17 protein-coding genes are annotated in these 21,229 nt (G+C 66.1%); 3 read left to right on the forward strand and 14 right to left on the reverse strand.

All coding sequences use genetic code 11. The features are described 5' to 3' along the window. Positions 1-150: 150 nt before the first annotated feature. From kdpE to waaF, 9 genes are all read right to left on the reverse strand, one after another. Positions 151-843 carry a two-component system response regulator KdpE gene (gene kdpE / locus NX775_RS12340; RefSeq protein WP_258836279.1) on the reverse strand — a complete coding sequence of 231 codons (693 nt, stop codon included), beginning with the start codon at positions 841-843 and terminating at the stop codon, positions 151-153. Further along, positions 836-3,556, reverse strand: coding sequence for a two-component system sensor histidine kinase KdpD (gene kdpD / locus NX775_RS12345; RefSeq protein ID WP_258836280.1), 2,721 nt, complete (start codon positions 3,554-3,556; stop codon positions 836-838). The genes kdpE and kdpD overlap by 8 nt, the downstream gene beginning before the upstream one ends. A gap of 3 nt (positions 3,557-3,559) precedes the next feature. After that, positions 3,560-4,177 (reverse strand): potassium-transporting ATPase subunit KdpC, encoded by a 618-nt coding sequence (gene kdpC, locus NX775_RS12350; RefSeq protein ID WP_258836281.1) that lies wholly within the window; start codon positions 4,175-4,177, stop codon positions 3,560-3,562. Positions 4,178-4,185: 8 nt separating this feature from the next. Continuing rightward, positions 4,186-6,285 (reverse strand): potassium-transporting ATPase subunit KdpB, encoded by a 2,100-nt coding sequence (gene kdpB / locus NX775_RS12355; RefSeq protein ID WP_370660578.1) that lies wholly within the window; start codon positions 6,283-6,285, stop codon positions 4,186-4,188. A 14-nt stretch (positions 6,286-6,299) separates the two neighbouring features. Next, positions 6,300-8,099, reverse strand: a complete 1,800-nt coding sequence (gene kdpA / locus NX775_RS12360; protein ID WP_258836283.1) for a potassium-transporting ATPase subunit KdpA — start codon at positions 8,097-8,099, stop codon at positions 6,300-6,302. Next, positions 8,099-8,188 (reverse strand): potassium-transporting ATPase subunit F, encoded by a 90-nt coding sequence (locus tag NX775_RS12365; protein WP_258836284.1) that lies wholly within the window; start codon positions 8,186-8,188, stop codon positions 8,099-8,101. Before NX775_RS12365 ends, kdpA begins: the two co-directional genes overlap by 1 nt. A 131-nt stretch (positions 8,189-8,319) precedes the next feature. Next, entirely contained in the window at positions 8,320-9,120 is an 801-nt protein-coding gene (locus NX775_RS12370) for a TorF family putative porin (protein ID WP_258836285.1), read from the reverse strand. 137 nt (positions 9,121-9,257) lie between these two features. Continuing rightward, the gene (gene rfaD, locus NX775_RS12375) at positions 9,258-10,268 is read right to left on the reverse strand and encodes an ADP-glyceromanno-heptose 6-epimerase (protein WP_258836754.1); all 1,011 of its coding nucleotides are present in this window, start codon (positions 10,266-10,268) and stop codon (positions 9,258-9,260) included. Between the two features lie 34 nt (positions 10,269-10,302). Further along, positions 10,303-11,325 carry a lipopolysaccharide heptosyltransferase II gene (waaF, locus tag NX775_RS12380; protein ID WP_258836286.1) on the reverse strand — a complete coding sequence of 341 codons (1,023 nt, stop codon included), beginning with the start codon at positions 11,323-11,325 and terminating at the stop codon, positions 10,303-10,305. A 148-nt stretch (positions 11,326-11,473) separates the two neighbouring features. Here waaF and NX775_RS12385 point away from each other — a divergent pair, with 148 nt between their 5' ends. The 3 genes from NX775_RS12385 to NX775_RS12395 all read left to right on the forward strand — a co-directional run bounded on the left by NX775_RS12385 (position 11,474) and on the right by NX775_RS12395 (position 15,700). Then, the gene (locus NX775_RS12385) at positions 11,474-11,875 is read left to right on the forward strand and encodes a DUF2946 domain-containing protein (RefSeq protein ID WP_258836287.1); all 402 of its coding nucleotides are present in this window, start codon (positions 11,474-11,476) and stop codon (positions 11,873-11,875) included. 98 nt (positions 11,876-11,973) lie between these two features. After that, the gene (locus NX775_RS12390) at positions 11,974-14,121 is read left to right on the forward strand and encodes a TonB-dependent receptor (protein WP_258836288.1); all 2,148 of its coding nucleotides are present in this window, start codon (positions 11,974-11,976) and stop codon (positions 14,119-14,121) included. 13 nt (positions 14,122-14,134) lie between these two features. Further along, positions 14,135-15,700: a PepSY domain-containing protein gene (locus NX775_RS12395; protein WP_258836289.1), complete on the forward strand. Its 1,566-nt coding sequence runs from the start codon at positions 14,135-14,137 to the stop codon at positions 15,698-15,700. On the opposite strand, the gene NX775_RS12400 is transcribed toward NX775_RS12395, so the two are convergent. The 5 genes from NX775_RS12400 to NX775_RS12420 all read right to left on the reverse strand — a co-directional run bounded on the left by NX775_RS12400 (position 15,636) and on the right by NX775_RS12420 (position 21,214). Beyond that, complete coding sequence (locus NX775_RS12400; protein ID WP_258836290.1) at positions 15,636-16,430, reverse strand: acyl-CoA desaturase; 795 nt, start codon at positions 16,428-16,430, stop codon at positions 15,636-15,638. The genes NX775_RS12395 and NX775_RS12400 overlap by 65 nt on opposite strands. 150 nt (positions 16,431-16,580) lie before the next feature. Then, a complete protein-coding gene (locus tag NX775_RS12405; RefSeq protein WP_258836291.1) occupies positions 16,581-17,894 on the reverse strand; it encodes a VWA domain-containing protein in 1,314 nt (437 codons plus the stop codon). Between the two features lie 38 nt (positions 17,895-17,932). Continuing rightward, positions 17,933-19,492, reverse strand: a complete 1,560-nt coding sequence (locus NX775_RS12410) for a TerC family protein (protein ID WP_258836292.1) — start codon at positions 19,490-19,492, stop codon at positions 17,933-17,935. Positions 19,493-19,585: 93 nt separating this feature from the next. Continuing rightward, positions 19,586-20,416, reverse strand: a complete 831-nt coding sequence (locus NX775_RS12415; protein WP_258836293.1) for a sterol desaturase family protein — start codon at positions 20,414-20,416, stop codon at positions 19,586-19,588. A gap of 54 nt (positions 20,417-20,470) precedes the next feature. Continuing rightward, the gene (locus tag NX775_RS12420) at positions 20,471-21,214 is read right to left on the reverse strand and encodes a PEPxxWA-CTERM sorting domain-containing protein (protein WP_258836294.1); all 744 of its coding nucleotides are present in this window, start codon (positions 21,212-21,214) and stop codon (positions 20,471-20,473) included. Positions 21,215-21,229 lie beyond the last annotated feature (15 nt).

The raw sequence follows: 21,229 nt of genomic DNA on the forward strand, positions 1-21,229 counted from the left end.
TTGTCAAACAATTCGACTCTGACCCTAATTTAGATTTTGGGAAATCGTTGCAAATTAATTAGGGTCAGAGTCGAATTAACTGGCAACTTTGAAAATTGCTTTTTAATTCTACTCTGACCCTAATTTATTTAACATTGATTTGGGGGATTATTAGCCCAGCCAGAGGCGGTAGCCGACGCCGGTTTCGGTGAGGAGGTGGCGGGGTTGGGTGGGGTCGGGTTCGAGTTTGTGGCGCAGGTGGCCCATGTAGATGCGCAGGTAGTGGCCGCTTTCGGCGTGGCCGGGGCCCCAGACGGCGCGCAAGAGCTGCGGGGCCGTCATCACGCGGCCGGCGTTGCTGACCAGGACGGCGAGCAGGCGGTATTCGGTAGGCGTTAAGTGGACGTGTTCGCCGTTTCGTGTGACCACACGGTCTTGCAGGTCGACTGAGACGTCGCTGAAGTGCGTTTTGCTGTCGCCGCCGGCGGCGGGTTGGCGCTGGCGGCGCAGCGTGGCGCGCACGCGGGCGAGTAGTTCGCCAGTGCCGAAGGGTTTGGTCAGGTAGTCGTCGGCGCCGGCGTCGAGGGCGCGGATTTTCTCGCTCTCGGCCACGCGCGCCGACAGCACGATGATCGGCACCGCCGACCATTTGCGCACGTCGTGGATGAAGTCGATGCCGTCGCCGTCCGGCAGGCCGAGGTCGAGCACGATCAGGTCGGGGCGGCGCGTGCCGGCGTCGATCAGGCCGCGCGCCATGCTCACCGACTCGTGCACCTGCCAGCCTTCCTGTTCGAGCGCGGCGCGCACGAAGCGGCGGATCTGCGGCTCGTCCTCGACCAGCAGTGCGCAAGGCGCGTCAAGCATCGTTTGTCTCCATCGACAGCAAGTCCAGTTCAGGGGGGCTGCCGGCCGGCAGCGAGAACACGAAGCCGGCGCCGCCCAGGGTTGATGTGCAGGCGCGGATCATGCCGCCATGTGCACCGATGATCGCGCGGCAGATTGCCAGGCCCAGGCCCACGCCGGGCAGCGCCGATTCACGCTCGCCGCGCGTGAATTTTTCGAAGATTGCTTCTTCACTGCCGGCGCGCAGGCCAGGTCCGTCGTCACTCACCGTGACGTCGATCCAGGCACCGCGCGTCATCGCGGCGATCTCGATGCGCGAGCCGGGCGGCGTGTATTTTGCGGCATTTTCAACGAGGTTGCACAGCACGCGTTCGATCAGCACGGCGTCGAAACGCACCAGCGGCATGTCGGGCGGCAAGCGCACCGTGACTGTATGCTGGCGCAGCGCCGCGCCGCAGGCGCGCAGTGCGCTGCCGATGACTTCTTCGAGCGCCTGCCATTCCAGGTTGAAGCGCACTTCCCCGCTTTCGATGCGCGCCATGTCCAGCAAGTTCGCCACCAGGGTCCCCATGCGCACCGCTTCATCATGCAGCGCCTGCGCCAGCGCCAGCGAATTGGCAGGCAGCGCCGGCTGGCCGCGCAATAGCGATTCGGACAAGCCGACCAGCGCCGTGAGCGGCGTGCGCAGATCGTGCGACAGCGCCGCCAGCAGAGAATTGCGCAGCCGCTCCGATTCCATGTTCACCAATGCCGCCTGCGCGACCTCGACGTAGTGCACGCGCTCGAGCGCGATCGCGGCCAGCGCCGCCAACGCATCGAGCTGGCGGCGCTGCTCGGGAATCAGTACCCAGCGCCCGCCTTCCGGCTCGATCGCCAGCACGCCGCGGGTGCGCATCGGCGCCACCAGCGGCAGGTAGAACAACGGGCAGGCCGGCAGCGTGTCCGTGCCCAGGCCCGCCGGCTGCGCGTGGTCGTACGCCCACTGGGCGATGCCCAGGTCGACGTTGCCGGGCGCCTGTCCAGTCGCGCCGCCATCGTCCGCCGCTGGCATGCCGAGCCGCTCATCGGCATCGGGCACCAGCAGCGTGGCGCGCGCGCCGAACGCATTCTGGATCACGGCGCGGCTGGACTCGAACACCTGCGACGCGGCCAGCGCGCCCGACAACTCGCGCGCAAATTCGTACAGCGCGCGCACGCGCCGCTCACGCTGCGCAGCCACCCGTGCCTGGAAGCGCAGGCCGGCCGTCAGGTGCCCGGTGATCAGGCCCACGGCCAGCATCACGGAAAACGTGATGAGGTACTGCACGTCGCTGACCGCGAAATCGAAACGCGGCGGCACGAAGAAGAAATCGAAACTGGCCACGCCGACGCAGGTGGCGGTGACCGATGGCGCCCGCCCGAAGCGCATGGCCACGAGCAGCACCACCAGCAGGAACAGCATGACGATATTGGCCAGATCGAGCCACGGCCGCAGCGGCGTGGCCACCAGTGCCATGAGAAGGCACGCACCGGCAGCCAACGCGTGCGGCAGCAAAGGCTGGCGCGGCGGCTCAGGTGCAGCTGCAGCCGCCATCGCGCCGCTCGCAGCAGGCGGCACCGCCGGCTGCCCGATCTCGATCAGGTCCACGCCCGGCGCGAGCCGTGCGAGGCGGCGCGCCGTGCGCCGGCGCCACGGCCAGCGCGAACCATCCCGGCCCAGCGCGATGCGCGACAGGTTATGGTCGCGCGCGTAATCGAGCGTGCTGGCCGCGATGTCCTCGCCCGACAGCACGGCCGTGGTGGCGCCCAGGCTGTGCGCGAGCTTGAGTGTGTCCATGATGCGGGCCCGCGCGACCTCGGGCAGCTTGCCCAGGCGCGCCGTCTCGACATACACCGCATGCCAGCCCGTACCCAGTTGCGACGCCATGCGCGCACTGCTGCGTACGACGTGTTCGGCGTGCGTTCCCGGCCCGAGGCACACCAGCAGGCCGGCGCCGGTCTTCCAGATCGCGTCGATCGATTGCGCTTCGCGCCAGGCGCGCACGTCGCCTTCGACACGGTCGGCCGTGCGCCGCAGCGCCAGTTCGCGCAGCGCGATCAGGTTGCCCTTTTTGAAGAAATTACCGGCAGCGCGCTCGGCCTGCTGCGGCTGATACACCTTGCCCTCTTTCAGCCGTGCCAGCAGCGCGTCGGCCGTCAGGTCGACCATCACGATTTCATCGGCGCTGTCGAACACGCGATCGGGCACCGTCTCGGCCACCCGGATGCCGGCGATGCCGCCCACCACGTCGTTCAGGCTTTCCAGGTGCTGCACGTTGACGGTCGTGAGCACGTCGATGCCCGCTGCCAGCAGTTCTTCGACGTCCTGCCAGCGTTTGGGATGGCGCGAACCGGGCGCGTTCGAATGCGCCAGTTCGTCGACCAGGATCACGCCGGGCGCACGCGCCAGCGCGGCGTCGAGGTCGAATTCGTCGAGCGTCTTGCCGCGATAATCGATGCGCCGCCGCGGCAGCAGTTCGAGCCCGTCGAGCAGGCGCGCCGTCTCGGTGCGCCCATGGGTTTCGATGATGCCCACCAGCGGCGCGGCGCCCTCGCGCTGCAGCTTGCGCGCCTCTTGCAGCATGGCGTAGGTCTTGCCCACACCGGCCGAGGCGCCGAAATAGATGCGCAGGCGGCCGCGCGCGGCGCGCCGGTCCTGCTCGCGCAGTTGCGCAAGCAGTGCGTCGGGGTCGGGTCGCTGGTCGTCGTGGGGCATGGTCTAACGAGTATGCCCGCTTTCGCGGCTGCTGGCCACGGTGACCACGCCGGCCGCCTGGTCCAGCGCCAGGTTCAGCGCCAGCACGTTCACGCGCGGCGCACCTGGCAAGCCAGGCAGGGGCAGCTCGGTGTGCCGTTCGATCAGCGCGCCGACCCGTTCGACCGGCATCGCGCGCGCACGTGCCACCCGCGCCGCCTGGTACTGCGCGCCCGCCACGCTGATCTCGGGATCGAGACCGCTGGCCGATGCCGTCACCAGGTCGACTGGCACCGGCGCCGTGTTGGACGGGTCGAGTGCGCGCAGTGCAGCGACGCGTCCCTTGACCGCTTCTTGCAGGGCAGGATTGAGCGGGCCCTGGTTCGAGCCGCCCGAGCCGCCGCCGTTATTGGCCATTGGGCCGGTGGCCGATGGCCTCCCCCAGAAGTAGCCCGGCGCGGTGAACGACTGGCCAATCAGCGCCGAGCCGACGGTCTTGCCATCCCGTTCAATCAGGCTGCCGTTCGCCTGCACGGGAAACGCCGCCTGGGCGATCCCGGTCACGGCCAGTGGATACAACACGCCGCAGATCAGCGTAAGCACTGCGAACAGCACGAGTGCGGGGCGAAGAATCGATTGCATGAAAACTCCTAGGTCAGATTAAGCGCAGTGAGCGCCATGTCGATCAGCTTGATGCCGGCGAATGGCAGCAGCAGGCCGCCAAGGCCGTAGATCAGCATGTTCCGGCGCAGCAGGGCCGCCGCACCGATGGCGCGATAACGCACGCCGCGCAGCGCCAGCGGGATCAGGACCACGATGATCAGGGCATTGAAGATCACCGCCGACATGATGGCCGACGCTGGGCTGGTCAACCCCATCACGTCCAGCGCCTTCAGCTCGGGATAGGTGGCGACGAACATCGCCGGCACGATCGCAAAATACTTGGCGATATCGTTCGAGATCGAGAACGTCGTCAGCGCGCCGCGAGTCATCAGCATCTGCTTGCCGATTTCGACGATCTCGAGCAGCTTGGTCGGATTCGAATCCAGGTCGACCATATTGCCGGCCTCCTTGGCCGCCTGCGTGCCCGAGTTCATCGCCACCGCGACGTCGGCCTGGGCCAGCGCCGGTGCGTCGTTGGTGCCGTCGCCCGTCATCGCCACCAGCTTGCCTTCGCTCTGATATTTGCGGATAAGCGCAAGCTTTTCTTCCGGCGTGGCTTCGGCGATGAAGTCATCGACCCCGGCTTCGGCCGCAATCGCTGCCGCCGTGAGCTTGTTGTCGCCGGTGACCATCACGGTCTTGACGCCCATGCGGCGCAGTTCGGCGAAGCGCTCGCGGATGCCGCCCTTGACGACGTCCTTGAGTTCGACCACGCCCATCACGCGGCTGCCATCGGCCACCACCAGCGGCGTGCTGCCACGGCGCGACGCTTCGTCGACGCTGCGTTCCACGTCACCAGGCCAGACCGCGCCCAGCGCTTCCATATGACGGCGCAGCGCCGATGCAGCGCCCTTGCGCAACTGCCGCTCACCCAGGTCCACACCACTCATGCGCGTCTGCGCCGTGAACGGTACAAACACCGCGCCGAGCGACTCCATCGCCCGTTCGCGCAGATTGAAGCGGTTCTTGGCCAGCACCACGATGCTGCGGCCTTCCGGCGTCTCGTCGGCCAGCGAGGCCAGTTGCGCCACGTCGGCCAGTTCTTCTTCGGTCACGCCGGGTGCCGGCAGGAAGGCGGACGCCTGGCGGTTGCCGAACGTGATGGTGCCGGTCTTGTCCATCAGGAGCACGTCGACGTCGCCAGCGGCTTCCACCGCGCGGCCCGACGTGGCAATCACATTGGCCTGCAACATGCGGCTCATGCCGGCCACGCCAATGGCCGACAGCAGGCCGCCGATCGTCGTCGGGATCAGGCACACCAGCAGTGCCACCAGCGCGGTGAGCGTCACCGGCGCGCCGCTACCGGACGCCTGCACCGCGAACAGCGAGAACGGCAGCAGCGTCACCGTCACGACCAGAAACACGATCGTCAGCGCAACGAGCAGGATGGTCAGCGCGATCTCGTTCGGGGTCTTCTTGCGCGAGGCGCCTTCGACCATGCCGATCATCCGGTCCAGGAACGTCTCGCCGGGATTGGCGCTCACCTGCACCACCAGCCAGTCCGACAGCACGCGGGTGCCGCCGGTGACCGAGCCGAAGTCGCCGCCCGACTCGCGGATCACGGGCGCCGATTCGCCAGTGATGGCGCTTTCGTCGACCGAGGCCACGCCGTCGACCACTTCACCGTCCACGGGAATCACGTCCCCTGCTTCAGCCAGGAAGAACATGCCCTTGCGCAGATCGCCCGACGGGCAGGCCTGCCACGGCTCGCCATGCTTGGGCGCCTCGAGCTTCTTGGCCGTCACGGTCTGGCGCAGGTTGCGCAGCGACGCCGCTTGCGCCTTGCTGCGGCCTTCGGCCAGCGCTTCGGCGAAGTTCGCAAACAGCACCGTGAACCACAGCCAGACGGCGGTGGCCAGGATGAAGCCGGCGCTTGTTTCGCCGTGCCCGGCCAGCGCCTGGAACCAAAGCAGCGTGGTGATGATGCTGCCGACATAGACGACGAACATCACGGGGCTGCGCAGCTGCGTGCGTGGATGCAGCTTCTTGCATGCGTCGAGCATCGCGGGCCAGACCAGCGCCCCATCGAACAGGTTCAGCGACTTGCGCGGCGCCTGGACCGGGGTTGCTTCAGTTGGGTTGATCACTGATTGATCCATTGTCATTCTCCGAACAATTGCAGGTGTTCGACCACGGGACCCAGCGCCAGCGCCGGGACGTAGTTGAGAACACCGACCAGCACAACGATCGCGGCCAGCATGGCGACGAACATCAGGCCATGGGTGGGCAAGGTACCGGGCGTGGTGGGCAGACGCTGGCGCCCGGCCAGGGAGCCGGCAATGGCCAGCACCGGCACGATCACGGCGAAGCGGCCGAACCACATCGCCACGGCCAGCAGGGTGTTGTAGAACGGCGTATTGGCCGACAAGCCCGCGAACGCGCTGCCGTTGTTGTTGGCGGCGGACGTCAGTGCGTACAGGATTTCGGAGAAGCCGTGCGCGCCAGGATTGGCCACGCCGGCCGCGCCAAGACCAGTAGTAACGGCCAGCGCAGTGCCCAGCAAGACCAGGCACGGCGTCACCAGAATGACGACGGCAACCATCTTCATCTCGAATGCGCCGATCTTCTTGCCCAGGTATTCCGGCGTGCGGCCGATCATCAGGCCGGCGATGAACACCGTCAGGATCGCGAACACCAGCATGCCGTACAGGCCGGAGCCCACGCCGCCGAAGATCACTTCACCGAACTGCATCATCACCATCGGCACCATGCCGCCCAGTGGCGTGAACGAATCGTGCATGGCGTTGACTGCACCGCACGATGCGGCCGTGGTCACGACCGCGAACAGGCTCGATGCGGCGATGCCGAAGCGGGTCTCCTTGCCTTCCATATTGCCGCCCGACTGCAGGCTGCTTGCCGCCTGGTCGATGGCCAATGGCGCCAGCAGCGGATTGGCTTGCTGCTCGGCGGCGAAGGCCCCGATGGCCGCGATCACGAAGATCAGCGTCATCGTGCCCAGCACGGCCCAGCCCTGGCGAGGGTCGCCCACCATGCGGCCGAACGCGAAGCACAGCGCGGCCGGGATCAGGAAGATGGCGATCATTTGCGCAAAGTTCGACAGCGCGCTCGGGTTTTCAAACGGGTGCGCCGAGTTGGCGTTGAAGTAGCCACCGCCGTTCGTGCCCAGCATCTTGATGGCTTCCTGCGACGCGACGGGGCCCATCGGAATGACTTGCGTCTCGGCGCGCGTCTCGATCGCTGCCTGGCCATCGCTGGCCGGCTGCGTGTACGCGACCGGCTCGATTACCTGTGCCTGGACATGCGGCGACAGGCTCTGCACCACGCCCTGCCCCACCAGAAACACGGCCAGGATCACGGACAGCGGCAGCAGCACATACAGCGTCGAGCGCGTGACGTCGACCCAGAAATTGCCGATCGCGCCGGCCGAACGGGCAGCGAAGCCGCGGATCAGCGCGAACGCGACGGCGATGCCAGTGGCAGCCGAAAAGAAGTTCTGGCCGGCCAGGCCGACCATCTGGGTCAGGATGCTCATCGTCTGCTCGCCGCTGTAGCCTTGCCAGTTGGTGTTGGCGACGAAGCTGACGGCGGTGTTGAAGCTCGAATCGGGGCTCACATTCGCCATCCCTTCAGGATTGAGCGGGAGCCAGCCCTGCAGGCGCTGCAGGCCGTAGACAAACACAACGCCCACCGCATTGAAGGCGATCAGCGCCAGCGCATAGGCCTTCCAGGTCTGGGCGGTGCCGGCGGCAGGCCCCGCAGCGCGCAGCAGCGCGCGCTCGATGCCGCCGACCCAACCCAGGCCAGCAACGGCGCCCGGTGTGACGTCGGCGGCGCCGATGCGCGCCAGCAGTGCACCCAGCGGCCAGGCCAGCGCCAGCAGCACGACCAGAAACAGCGCCAGCAGCGGCAGGAACTGCGTCATCAGTTCATTGGTGGGCATCACATGTCCTCCGGTTTGAACAGGGCGATCAGGAGATAGACCAGGAGCGCGCAGGCGGCCATGCCGCCGATCGCGTAGGAGAGATTCATTGCTTGCCTCCGAGGAGTCCGCAACCGCTCACCAGGAGGCAAGTCAGGCGGACGAAGACCAGGAGCGCGCCGATATAGATGAGATCCATGGACGTTCGCTTTCAGCGTGGTGGTTATTCTGGGGGTTGGGTTCAGAAGGTGCGGCTGAGGGTCAGCTGCAGCGCGTCGCGGCCCGTGAACTTGCCGTTTCTTGGCGAGGCGTACGCACTCTTGCTGGCATTGGTGCCGACATACGCGACGGCGACCGTGGCCAGCGCGAAGCTGCGCGAGGCGCCGATCTTCCAGTCGGTGTAATCGGCTGCCGGGTTATTGTCCACGCGCTGGCGGCCAGCGTGCAGTTGCACCGTGACGCCATTGCCGGCGTCGAGATTGGCGCCGATGTCGAGGTAGCCACTGCCCTCGCTGTCGACGAAGCCGAACAGGTTCGTGGTGGCGTGCGAATACTTGATGTAGGCCGGGCCGTAGCCCAGTTGCGCATACACCTCGGTGGTGTTGGCATTGACGAAGCCGGCGACCTGACCAAGGCCATTGTCCGGATACAGGTAGCGCAGCACGCCGACGTCGTACGTCAGACCCGAGGACAGGCCGACCGCGATCTCGCCGCGCTTGCCCGCGTACAGATCGATCTCGACGTCGCCGTCGCCCCCGGCGTCCTTCGCGAACTTGACGGTCGAGCCCCAGGCGCCGACATACCAGCCAGTCGCGTGAACGTAATCAAGACCGCCCTGCAGCGCCGGTTGCAGACGCGTCTGCGAAATGCCGCGGTAGCGGTAGTCCGACGTGATCGCGGCGTTGAAGGTGACGGGGGATGTGGCTGCGGAAGGTTCGGCCGGCGCGACGGTGTCGGTGGTCTGGGCCTGGGTCGCGCCGCTGATGGCCAGCATGGCGGCTGTTGCCAGGGCGGCGCGCCGTGCTTGAATCGATGCGTTCATGGTGTCTGCTCGTGGTTGTGTTGGAACCCATGCGGCGCACGATGGCGCTGCATGGAACACGAGCAGGTTAGCGATTCAGGCGTAAAAACCGGGTATAAAGCGCGGGCCCCGGTGTATACGTGATGTAAACGTCGCCCTTAACGCAGCGGCTGCGCGCGCAGCCAGTCCATGTACTTCGCCACGCCGGTGGCCGCGTCGGTGAACGGCTCGTTGTAGCCGGCCGCGCGCAGTGCCGAGATGTCGGCCTGCGTGAAGCTCTGGTATTTGCCCTTCAATTTGTCCGGGAACGGCAGGTACTCGAGCAGGCCCTGGTCGACGATCTCCTGCAGCGTCAAGGCCGGCTTGCCTTCGTTGGCAAGCGCGTTGGCGGTGGCCACCGCCAGGTCGTTGAACGGCTGCGCGCGGCCGGTGCCCAGGTTGAAGATGCCGCGCTGTTCGGGATGGTCCAGGAAGAACAGGTTGACCTTGACGACGTCGTCGATATAGACGAAGTCGCGCATCTGCGCGCCGGCTTCGTAACCGTCGTTGGCGCCGAACAGCCGCACCTTGCCGTCCTTCAGGAACTGGTGGTACTGGTGGAACGGCACCGACGCCATCGTGCCCTTGTGTCCTTCCAGCGGCCCGTAGACGTTGAAGTAGCGCAGGCCGACGACCTGGCTGCCCGCATCCTTGCCCTTGGTGGCCCAGTAGCGGCGCAGGTACTGGTCGAACAGGAATTTCGAGTAGCCGTAGACGTTCAGTGGCCGCTCGAGCGGCCGCTCTTCGCGAAACACGGTGCCGGCGCCATACACGGCGGCCGACGACGCGTAGATGAACGGGATGTCCTGGCGCTGGCAGAATTCGAACAACGCGACCGTGTAGTCGTAGTTATTCTTCATCATGTAGCGGCCGTCGGTCTCCATCGTGTTCGAGCACGCGCCCTGGTGCAGCACGGCGGTGAACTTGTTGTCGAACTCCCCGGCCTTCAGGCGCACCAGGAAGTCTTCCTTGTCAGCGTAGTCCGCGATTTCGGCGTCGACGATGTTATGGAATTTCTCGGGCCGCGACATATTGTCGACGGCGAACACGCTGAACGGCTGGCGCGCTGACAGCGCGTGAACGAGGTTCGCGCCAATAAAACCTGCGGCGCCGGTAACCAGAATCATGATGGGGTCCTCTGTTAAATCGTTTGGCTTGCGCGCATCACGCGGCGGCAAGCATGGATTGCAAGGGCTGCCAGACAGCCTGCGGCAGGATCTGCTTCATGCAGTGTTGGTGGCCCAGCGGGCATTCGCGCTGCTGGCATGGCGAGCATTCGATGTGCAGCCACAGGATCTGCGCCAGTTGCGACAGCGGTGGTGTGTGGCGCGGATCGGTTGGGCCATAGATGGCCACCACGGGCCGTCCCAGCGCCGCGCCGATGTGCATCAGGCCCGAGTCGTTCGTGACCACGGCGGCGGCGCGCGAGATCAGTGCGATGGCTTCGGCCAGCGAGGTCGAGCCGGCCAGGTTGTGCGCCTGCGGCGCAAGCGCCGTGATCTCGTCGCAGACCGCGCGGTCTTTCGGTGAGCCGAGCAGCAGGATCTGCACATCCGGGCGATGGGCCAGGATCGTCTGCGCCAGCTCGGCAAAGTATGTGGACGGCCAGCGCTTGGCCGGGCCGAATTCGGCGCCCGGCGCAAACACGACGTGCGCACCGCCCGGCAGTTGCAGGCGCGCGAGCGCGGCCTGCGCTTCCTCGGGCGCCACGGTCATCACCGGTTCGGGCAGACGCTCGGGCCGCGCCAGGTCACGCACCGGCGCGTCGGCCAGCGCCTGATAGAACTGGGCCATCGGCCGCGGCGCGGTCTTGTCGTCGTGGTGCATGACATTGACCAGGCCATAGCGCATCTCGCCCTTGTAGCCCACGCGGCGCGGGATGCCGGCCAGCCATGGGATCAGCGCGAACTTGAGCGTGTTGGGCAGGACGTACGAGTCGGCGTAGCCACGCGCTTTGAGTATCTTCGCGAACGCCTTGCGCTCTTTCCACTGCAGCGCGCCATGCTTGAATGGCGACTCGAGCACCGTGTCGACTTCGCGCATCGCGCGCCACACCGGGGCCACCCAGGTGGGCGCCACGACATCGATCGGCCGATCGGGGTGACGCTCCTTCAACCGGCGCAGCAAGGGCTGGGCCATGACGGCGTCGCCGATCCAGTTCGGGGAAATGACAAGGGTGCGCGGCATCGTGTTGGTCGTCGGTAGCGGGGATGGTAGGCCGCGATTATAACAATCGCGCACAGTATTGCCCGTGACCCGGTCGTGGGCCGCCCGGCGAGATGGACAAATTGACCACCCGTGCGCCGCGGCGCGCTGCCCCGACTATAATTTTCATATGCACAGGCTTCGCACAACCCGCGCGCTGTATGGCTGGACCGTCCTCGTGGCATTCCTGTTTGGCCTCTTCACGCCCGTGCTGTCGCATGCGATGGCCCTGGCCACTGCGCAGCCGCCCAATGCCTATCTGTCCGAGATTTGCAGCGCCACTGGCACCCGCCACATCCTGGTCGTGGACGATGCGGGCCAGACGACGGCGCCGCCGGTGCCCGACATGTCGCACTGTGACCTGTGCTGCTCGCACCAGCATGCGGCCGTCGCGCCGCCGCCGTATGCCGGCACGCTGCTGGTGGTCAGCCTTGAGCCCGATCCCTACCCGCCCCTGTTCTACCACGCCCCACGCCCGCAATTTGCCTGGACGCCTGCGCAATCGCGCGGGCCACCTGCCGCCCTTTCCTGATCCGTCATACCCCTTGATTCCGGCGCTGCATCCCCATGCAGCACCGGCGGACCATGCGCGATGCGCCATCGCTGTTCGTCGCGCGCACAGGAAATGCAATGACCCCATGTCTTCACGCCCGGCCGCGCACGATCGCGCTCGCCCTCGGCTTTACCTTTGTCGTCCCGTGGCAGGTGCACGCCCAGACCATCCCCACCGTCGAGATCACGGCCGATGCACCGCGCGCAGGCAGCCTGCTCGACCTCGACACGCCACTCGATACCGCCAGCCGCCTTGGGCTGAGCGCACGCGAAACCCCGGCCACCGTCACGGTTGTCGACCGCGCACTGATCGACGTGCGCGGCGCCCAGGACACGCAGGAAATCCTGCGCGCGATCCCCGGCGTGACCGCCCACAATGCGCCGGGCAATATCGGTGTGAGCTATCGGGGCTTCGGCAGCGGCTCGATCAGCCAGCTGTTCAACGGCATCAACGTCCAGTATGCGATTGCGGCGCGCCCCGTCGACAGCTGGATCATCGACCGGGTCGAAGCCATCGGCGGACCATCGAGCTTTCTGTTCGGCTCGGGCGCTGTCGGCGGCTCGATCAACTACATCACCAAACTGGCCGAGACGCGCGACTTGTCACAGGCCCAAGTGCGGCTTGGCGGGCATGGGCTGAAAGAAGCATCGGTCGGCCTGAACCGCCAACTGAGCGATGGCCAGTACGCACGCATCGACATCAACCACCGCGACACCGGCAGCCCGATCGACGGCGTCGACAGCCGCTCGACCCAGCTCGCGGCGTCCCTGCTGTCGCAGTTCGGGCGCGGCGTGACGCACACGCTGGCCTATGAATTCCAGCAGGAAGACGTGGACCGGCCGTACTGGGGCACGCCGCTGGCCAACCCGATCGGCGGCCAGGCACGCATTCTGGAGGCCACGCGCTTCAAGAACTACAACAGCACTGACGGCGTCTACGACCAGCGCGTGCACTGGCTGCGCTCGATCGGCAAGTGGCAGGTCAGCGACGCGCTGCAGCTCACGAACACGCTGTATCTCTACGATGCGCTGCGCGACTACCGCAACGTCGAGACCTACCGCTTCAACCCGTCCAACACGGCCGTGATCCGCTCGGCCGCCCTGCTCCAGCGCCACGATCAGCGCATGGTGGGCGATCGTCTCGACGGCGTGTACAAGAGCCGCATCGGCGCGCGCCGCAGCGACTGGGCCTTTGGCCTGGACGTCAGCGTCAACAAGCAGACACGCTTCCCGAACAGCCTGCCCGCCACGGTCAGCACAGTCGACCCGTACGACTTCGTCACCGAACGGTTCTTCGCCGTGCCGGGCATGAGCCCGGGCTTCCGGCCCGACCGCGACAACAAGGTCACGACAACGGCCCTGTATATCGAGAACCGCACGGCGCTTGTGCCCACCCTGAACCTGGTGACCGCGCTGCGCCACGAGCGCATTGAACTCGATCTGACCAACCGCCGCGAGGTGACGAGCGCCAGCCCGGCCAGCTTTGCGCGCAGCTACACGCCCACGACGGGCCGCCTTGGCTTGGTATGGGATGTCACGCCCGACATGAACCTGTATGCGCAGTATGCGACGGCGGCCGATCCGCCGTCCGGCGTGCTGTCGACCGCCTCGTTCGCGGACGTGCGCACCAACAGCGAGCTGACGACCGGGCGCCAGTTCGAAGTAGGCAGCAAGCTGGGATTCTGGGATGGCAAGGGCACGGCGACGCTGGCCGCGTACCACATCACGCGCAAGAACATCGCGACGCAGGACCCGGACAACAGCGCCCTGACCCTGCTCGTGGGCGAGCAGACATCGCAAGGCGTCGAGCTGGCCCTCGGCCTGCAGCCGACGCGCCGCCTTGGCCTGCAGGGCAACCTCACGTATGTGGACGCCGAGTATCAGAACTACCGCCAGGGCAATGTGTCGCTGGTCGGGAAGACGCCGGTCAACACGCCGGCGACCGTGGCCAATCTGTGGCTGTCGTACGCCATCACGCCAGCGCTGCAGACAAACGTCGGCGTACGCCGGGTCGGCAAGGTATATGCGGACGCCGCCAACACGCTGTACTGGCCGGCCTATACGTTCGTCGACCTGGGTCTGGCCTACCAGGTCAACCGCGACGTCACGCTGGTCGGACGCGTGCGCAATCTGACCGACCGGATCTACGCCGCCAACGTGAACAGCACGATGGCGTACCTGGGCACGGCGCGCACGGCGGACGTGTCGCTGCGCGTGGCGTTCTGACGGGGAGTCTCGCATGAAGGCACAACTCAAGCGCTGGCTGTTCCTGACCCACCGCTGGCTGGGCATCGGCGGCTGCGTGCTGTTTGCGATGTGGTTCGCATCGGGCATCGTCATGATGTACGTCGGCTATCCGAAGCTGACCGATGCCGAACGGCTGGCGCATCTGCCGGCGCTGTCGCAGAACGCCCCGCTGCTGGCACCAAACGTGGCGCTGGCCAGGGCCGGTGTCTCCAAGCCGCTGGACGGGTTGCGCCTGGCGGTGTCCAGTGGCGGACGCGCCGTGTATGTGGCGACGCCGGCTGCCAGCGGCAAGCGCGGCGCCATTGTCATCGACGCTATCAGCGGCGCGCGCGTGGAAACCGTGAACGCAGCCGATGCGCTGGCCAGCGCTGCCGCCTGGGCCGGCCCCGGCGTGAACGTGCATTACCAGGACGTGATCGACGAAGACGCCTTCACCCATTCGCGCGGGCTCGATGCGCAGCGCCCGCTGCACCGGGTCGAGGTGATTGACGCAGATCGCACGCTGCTGTACGTGTCAGGGAAAACCGGCGAAGTCGTGCGCGATGCAACGCGCAGCGAACAGCTGTGGAATTACGCCGGCGCCTGGATCCACTGGCTGTATCCGTTTCGCGGCAACCTGTTCCAGCCTTACTGGACCAATATCGTCAATTACCTGGCCATTGCCGGCATCGCCGCTGCGCTGTCGGGCACCGTGGCCGGCATCCTGCGCTGGCGCTTTCGCGCGCCGTACCGCAGCGGCGCGCGCACGCCGTACCCGGGCGCGATGATGCGCTGGCACCACGTGACGGGCCTGCTGTTTGCGCTGGTGACGATCGCGTGGATCTTCAGCGGCCTGATGTCGATGAACCCGTGGCACATCTTTGACACGGGCGCGCCGAAGCTGCGCATGGAGGCGCTGCAGGGCGGGACGTTGACGCTGACGGACCGTGACGCAGCGCCTCCAGCGCTACTGGCCGCCAGCACCGGCGCCGTGCGCGAACTGCGCTGGGTGCGCGTGCTGGGCCAGAACCGCGTGCTGGCCTACCGCGCGGGCGGCGCGCCGCAGGTGCTGGACAGCCACGCCGCGCGGCCGCTGACGCTCGACACGGCGGCGCTGCAGGCTGCGGCCGCGCACCTGGTCGACGCACCCGTCGCGCGGGTCGAGCAACTGGTTGATTACGACCTGTATTACTACGCCCGCGATGCGCACACGATGATGGGCGGCGCCGACAAGCCGCTGCCCGTACTGCGCATTGTGTTCGATGATCCGCACGCGACCTGGGTCCATCTCGACCCGCATACCGGCGCGGTGCTGGGCCACATCGACAGCGGCAAGCGCGCCAGCCGCTGGCTGTTTGCGATGCTGCATTCGTGGGACTGGCTGCCGCTGCTCGAGCGGCGCCCTTTATGGGACATCGTGCTGGTCGTGCTGAGCCTCGGTGGTTTGCTGCTCAGCGTGACGGGCGTGGTGATCGGGTGGCGCCGGCTTGGCAAGAAGCTGCGCTCGGCGGGCGTCAACCCGCCGCGTGCCGCCGCGCCGGCGCCGCATCCGGTGCCGGCAGCCGGTCGACATGGTTGATGGTCACGAGGCGCACGAACGAAAGGATGCGGATGACCAGCCAGCCCGCATCGAACTCCCACCACTTCATCGACAACTTGGCCGAGGCCGGGTTGGCGTGATGGTTGTTGTGCAGTTCGGCGCCGCCGAAGACGATCCCGATCGGGAAGAAGTTGCGTGACCCTTCCTTGGTCTCGAAGTTACGGTAGCCCACCACGTGGAAGATGCCGTTGATGAAGCCCGAGGCCCAGAATGGCAGGATCGAAAACTGGAACAGCCAGATCAAAAAGCCGTTGGTCATGCCGAACACCAGCATCTCGATCGCCAGGAACAGGAACGCGCCGCGGAAGCGGTGCTTTGTGTACAGGTGCGCGTCCATCCAGTCTTCCTTGATGCCCACCCCGTAGGCCTTGATCAGGTCCGCGTTGCGCGCGGCCTTCCGGTACAGCAGCGTGCCCTTGGTCAGGATGGTCCACAGGCCGTGGATGTGCGGGCTGTGTGGATCGTCGACCGTGTCGCACTTGGCGTGGTGCTTGCGGTGCACCGCCACCCAGGCCTTGGCGGTCACGCCATAGGTCGTCAGCCAGATCCACAGGCGAAACAGGTGGCACAGCAGCGGGTGGAACGTGATTGCGCGGTGGCTGCGCGAACGGTGCAGATACAGTTCGCTGGCAAACACGGTCATGATGTACGACGCGGCCATGGTGAGCGCGACGCCCGTTGGGGTGAGCTGGATGAATCCTTCGAACACGTTGTTTCTCCCTGTTGTACACGGTCTGTGGACGTAATGACGTCCTGACGATGCGACAAGAGTAACGTGCTACTACTGGTTTCCATTCGCTGAGAAGAGCGGTATTTCGGGGCCTGTTTGCATGACAAATGCGCCCTCTTCTACGGCGCGTCAGCCGATCATGCCGAGCGCCCTGACCTGCTTCACCCACTGCGGGTATTCGTTCATCAACAGGTCGTACAGCGCGGCGTCGGGATGCTCGTCGGGCGAGGCGACCGAGAAGAAGTCGGCGTTGTCGACCAGGCGGCCATCGAGCTCGTCGAGCTTTTCGAGGAACGGGAAATCCGAGTCGGCGAAGCTGGCCAGCGCCTTCGCTTTCGACTTGCGCCCTTTGCCGATGCCCATGAACTGCCAGAAGATCGGCTCGCGGCTGGCCCAGCGCAGCTGACGTTCGGTCAGCGGCTTGTCGGACGTCGAGCCGTCGGTAACGAACATCACGTACACCGGCACGGCGGCCTTGGCGACGGCACGGCGCTCGCCGCCACGCGCATCCGGAAAGTAATGGCGGCGCACAGCTTCGATTGCGGCGCCGTAGCGGGTATCGCCTTCGAGCGGGTGGCGCGTGATGATGCCCTTGATGTAGTTCGGCCAGTTCGACAGGCCCATCGCCTCGCCCTGGTGGACGTTGCGGCCAAACAGGAACACGTCGATCTCGCCGTCGTCATCGAAGCGGCAGCCCAGCGCCAGGATGCGCTCGGCGAATTTCTGCACCAGACCCTTGCTGTACAAGGCGCTCATCGAACCGGAGATGTCGAGCACCAGGCATACCTTGGCGCGGTGCTGCGCGAGCCCCGCTTTTTCGAGCGACACGGCGGCCGACTTGACCAGATTGACCAGCTGCGGCGCGGCCTGGGCCACGCGCTTTTCGAGATCGACCGATGGTGTTGAAGGCGCCGGGGGCGTCTCCTGCGCCACCGCGCCGCCAAAGTGGCGCACCAGCGCATCCAGGCCGCCGTTGAAGCCCTGCCCCACTGCCATGAAACGCCAGCCGCCATCCTTGCGATACAGCTCGCCGAGCATGACGGCGCGCTCGCCGGCAAAGTCGCTGCCGCTGAACGTGAAGCGCGCGAACTCGCCCTGCGGCCCAACGAGACGCAAACAACCGGTCTGCAGTTGCGCCATCGTCGCTGCGCCCTCGGTACTGGCGACGATGCTCACGCGCTCGACCCAGCCAGGTAGCCGCGCAAGCTGAAAACTAAAGTCCGCAGCATCCTGGCCGGCCGCATCCAGCGCGACGGCGCCGCACGGCGTCGCGGGCTGGTTGAAGAAGGTCATATAGCGCTCATCGGCCAGCTTGCCGCCGGCGTCCAGCGCAAAGCACGCGACATCGAGCGCCAGGCCCTGGGCCGACACGCCCGCCTGCAGCACGCCGTCTGGCGCCACGGTGGACAGGGGCAGGCGCTGGCCCCGGGAGAGTGCTTGCATGATCGTGTCCCTGTCAAAAACGGTCGTTCAACTTGTCGTCAAAGCGGATCGGCGATGCGCGTGACCAGCACCGAGGCGATACGGCGCTCCAGCACCTCTTCGACTTCCATGCGCAAGCCCTCGATCTCGATGCCGTCGCCCACCAGCGGCAAGGTGCCGAAGCGCTCGAGCATCAGGCCGGCCAGCGACGTGTAGTCGTCGGTGTCGCCCACCAGCGCGTCCACCTCGAGCACCTGTTCCAGGTAGTGCAGATCGGCCGTGCCATCCACGCGCCAGCGTCCGCCCCCAAGGTCCTGCACGACGGGCTGCTCGTCTTCGTCCGGGAACTCGCCGGCGATGGCTTCGAGGATGTCGATCGGCGTGACCAGGCCCTGCAAGGTGCCGTATTCGTCGGCGATGAGAACCAGCTGGCCGTGCGAGCGCTTGAGGCGGTCCATCACCTTGAGCACGCCGCTGGCGTCGGGCACGATGATCGGCACGCGGATATTGTTCGCGTCGATCGCGCCCGACAGCGTCAGATCGGCGATCAGGTCTTTTGCGCGCGCGACGCCGATCACTTCATCGAGCTCGCCCCGGCAGACCGGGAAAAAGCCGTGCGGCGTGGCCAGGAGCTGGGCGCGGATCGTGTCGGCGTCATCCTCGATATTGATCCACGAGATGTCCGAGCGGTTGGTCATGATCGAGCGCACCGAGCGCTGCGACAGGCTCAGGACACCGCTGACCATATTGCGTTCTTCAAGCTCAAAGGTCGGCTCGTCGGGCTTTTGCTTCTGCTGCTTGCTCGTCACCGGATCCGGCTCGTCGCCCGGCTCGATCCCGCGCGTGCTGCCCAGCAGGCGCAGCACCGCATCGGCCGTGCGGTCGCGCAGCGGGATGTGCGCATCCTGCTTGACGAAGTTGCGGCGCGCCAGCTGGTTGAGCAGCTCGATGACCACCGAGAAACCGATCGCCGCGTACAGGTAACCCTTGGGAATATGGAAGCCCAGGCCTTCGGCGATCAGCGACAGGCCGATCATCAAGAGGAAGCTCAGGCACAGCACGACGACAGTCGGATGCGCGTTGACGAAGCGCGTGAGCGGCTTGGAGGCGAACAGCATGACGCCCATCGAGATCACGACGGCAGCCATCATGACGCCCAGCTCGTCGACCATGCCGACGGCGGTAATCACGGCGTCGAGCGAGAACACGGCGTCGAGCACGATGATCTGCGCGACGACGGCGGCAAAGCTGGCATAGGCGCGCTTGCCGGTGGCCACGTGCAGCTTGCCTTCGACGCGCTCGTGCAGCTCCATTGTGGCCTTGGCCAGCAAAAAGAAGCCGCCCACCAGCAAAATCAGGTCGCGACCGGAGAACGTCAGCGGGCCGAGGACAATCAGGGGGGCGGTGAGTTTGACGAGCCAGGCGATGACGGTGAGCAGGCCAAGGCGCATGATCATGGCGAGCGACAGGCCGACAAGGCGGGCTTTGTCACGCTGGTGCGGGGGGAGTTTGTCCGCCAGGATGGCGATGAAGATCAGGTTGTCGATGCCAAGGACGATCTCGAGCACGACAAGGGTGAACAAGCCGACCCAGATATTTGGGTCAAAAAGCCATTCCATTAGGTGTGTTTGGTAGTGATTGGCCCGTCATTGTACGCGATCACGCCGTCAATCAAGCAGATCCGGGGGCCGCCGTTGTATTGGCGTCGCCCTTCAAAATGAATGATCGGCGGCCGGTTTGACTGGCGGTGCCGGCAGCAGCGGTTCGATCAACTGGCGGCTCAGCGTGGGCGCGAGCGGCGTGTCGGTCCCTACTTCGGCCGGCCAGTGGCGCGGCAGGTAGTGGCTGCCGAACAGGCGGTCCAGGAACGGCAGCGTGGACGCGTAGTTGCGGTTGATGTGCTCGTGCCGGCTGTGGTGCCAGTGATGAAAGGCCGGCGTCGTGACGAACCATTCGAGCGGGCCGAAGCGCCAGCGCAGGTTGGCGTGGATGAAGAAGCCCCATAACGTGCCCAGCACGATCAGTGCGGCGGGCGCGGCGCTGCCAGCCGCGGTCGGGCTGGCCAGCCCCAGCAGATACAGCGGCACGATGCCGAACAGGCGCGTGATGATCATGTCGACGGGATGGCTGCGCGTGTTGGCCAGAAAATGCATGCGTTCGGTGCTGTGGTGCAGCGCGTGGAAGCGCCATAGCCACGGCAGCTCGTGGCTGAGCCGGTGGCCCCAGTAGAAGCCCGTTTCGGCGATCACGAAGGCCAGCACCATGCGCACGGCGAGCGGCAAGCCGGCGATGGCGGTGATCAATGCATCCGGCACCAGCCAGGCGGCCAGCGCGGCCAGCAGCGCCATCGGCGCGCTCAGCAGCACGATGGGCACCAGGCTGCTGAGAAAGTAATACGCGAGGTTGTGCCGCAGCTCGGCGTTCGGCCCGTCGTGGCGCACCCCGAACCAGCGCTCCAGCGGCACGAACAGGGCCGTGAGCAGGATCAGCCAGACACACAGGCGCAGTGCAGTGGCGGCGAATTCGGCGGGCGAAAAGTGCATGGTGATTTACAGGCGGGTAGCGGCAGACTTGCTTGCCGCCACCGGCCCGTATTTTCAGGCCTGTGCGTTGCGGCGACGGCGCGCCATGAAGCCGATCAGGCCCAGGCCGCTGAGCAGCATGGTCCAGGTGGCTGGCTCGGGCACTTCGGCATTAAGCGCGACGTTATCGAGCAGCATGAATGGCGGCGCGCCAGGCGCGGTGCCACGGGCCAGGAACGACAGCATTTCGCTCGCGCTGGTGGCCGTAAAGGCCATCGTGGCCGACTTCCAGCCGCTGAAGCCGTCATCCGGAATGCTCAGCTTGGTGCTGTTCTGGGTAGCCTTGCCGAAGCCGACTTGCCAGTAATTATCGTAGTTGGCGCCGACGAAGCCGGATTGCTGCGCCAGTGCGAAGTCAAAGGTCAGCAGGTATGAGGTGCCGATCGTCAGGCCGTTGATCAGCTGGGACAGTTGGCCCGGGTAGTACTGCGAGTCGGACGCGAAGAAATTGCCACCGGTTGGCGAGGCGGTGAAGCCATTTCTGGTGCCTTCGAGCCGCAGCGCCGACGTGGTCGTGGTGGCGGTGGCGCCATCCAGGAGGAAGTTGTAGCCACCCGATCCGCTGCTACCTTCCTTGCTGGTCCAGCCCGTCAGCGTGGTGCCCCTGGCATCGACCGTCGTGCCGTTGATTTTCTTGTTGCCACCATTCGAGGTCAGCTCGAAATTGCCGTTCTGGACCAGGATCGGGCCCGCGTGGGCAATGCCCGCGCTGAAGGTGATGAAGGCGGACAGCAACAGCAGGACTGACTTGATGCGCATAGGATGGGACTCCGT

It is taken from the genome of Massilia aurea, assembly GCF_024753205.1.
In the GTDB taxonomy this organism is placed as follows: domain Bacteria; phylum Pseudomonadota; class Gammaproteobacteria; order Burkholderiales; family Burkholderiaceae_D; genus Telluria; species Telluria aurea.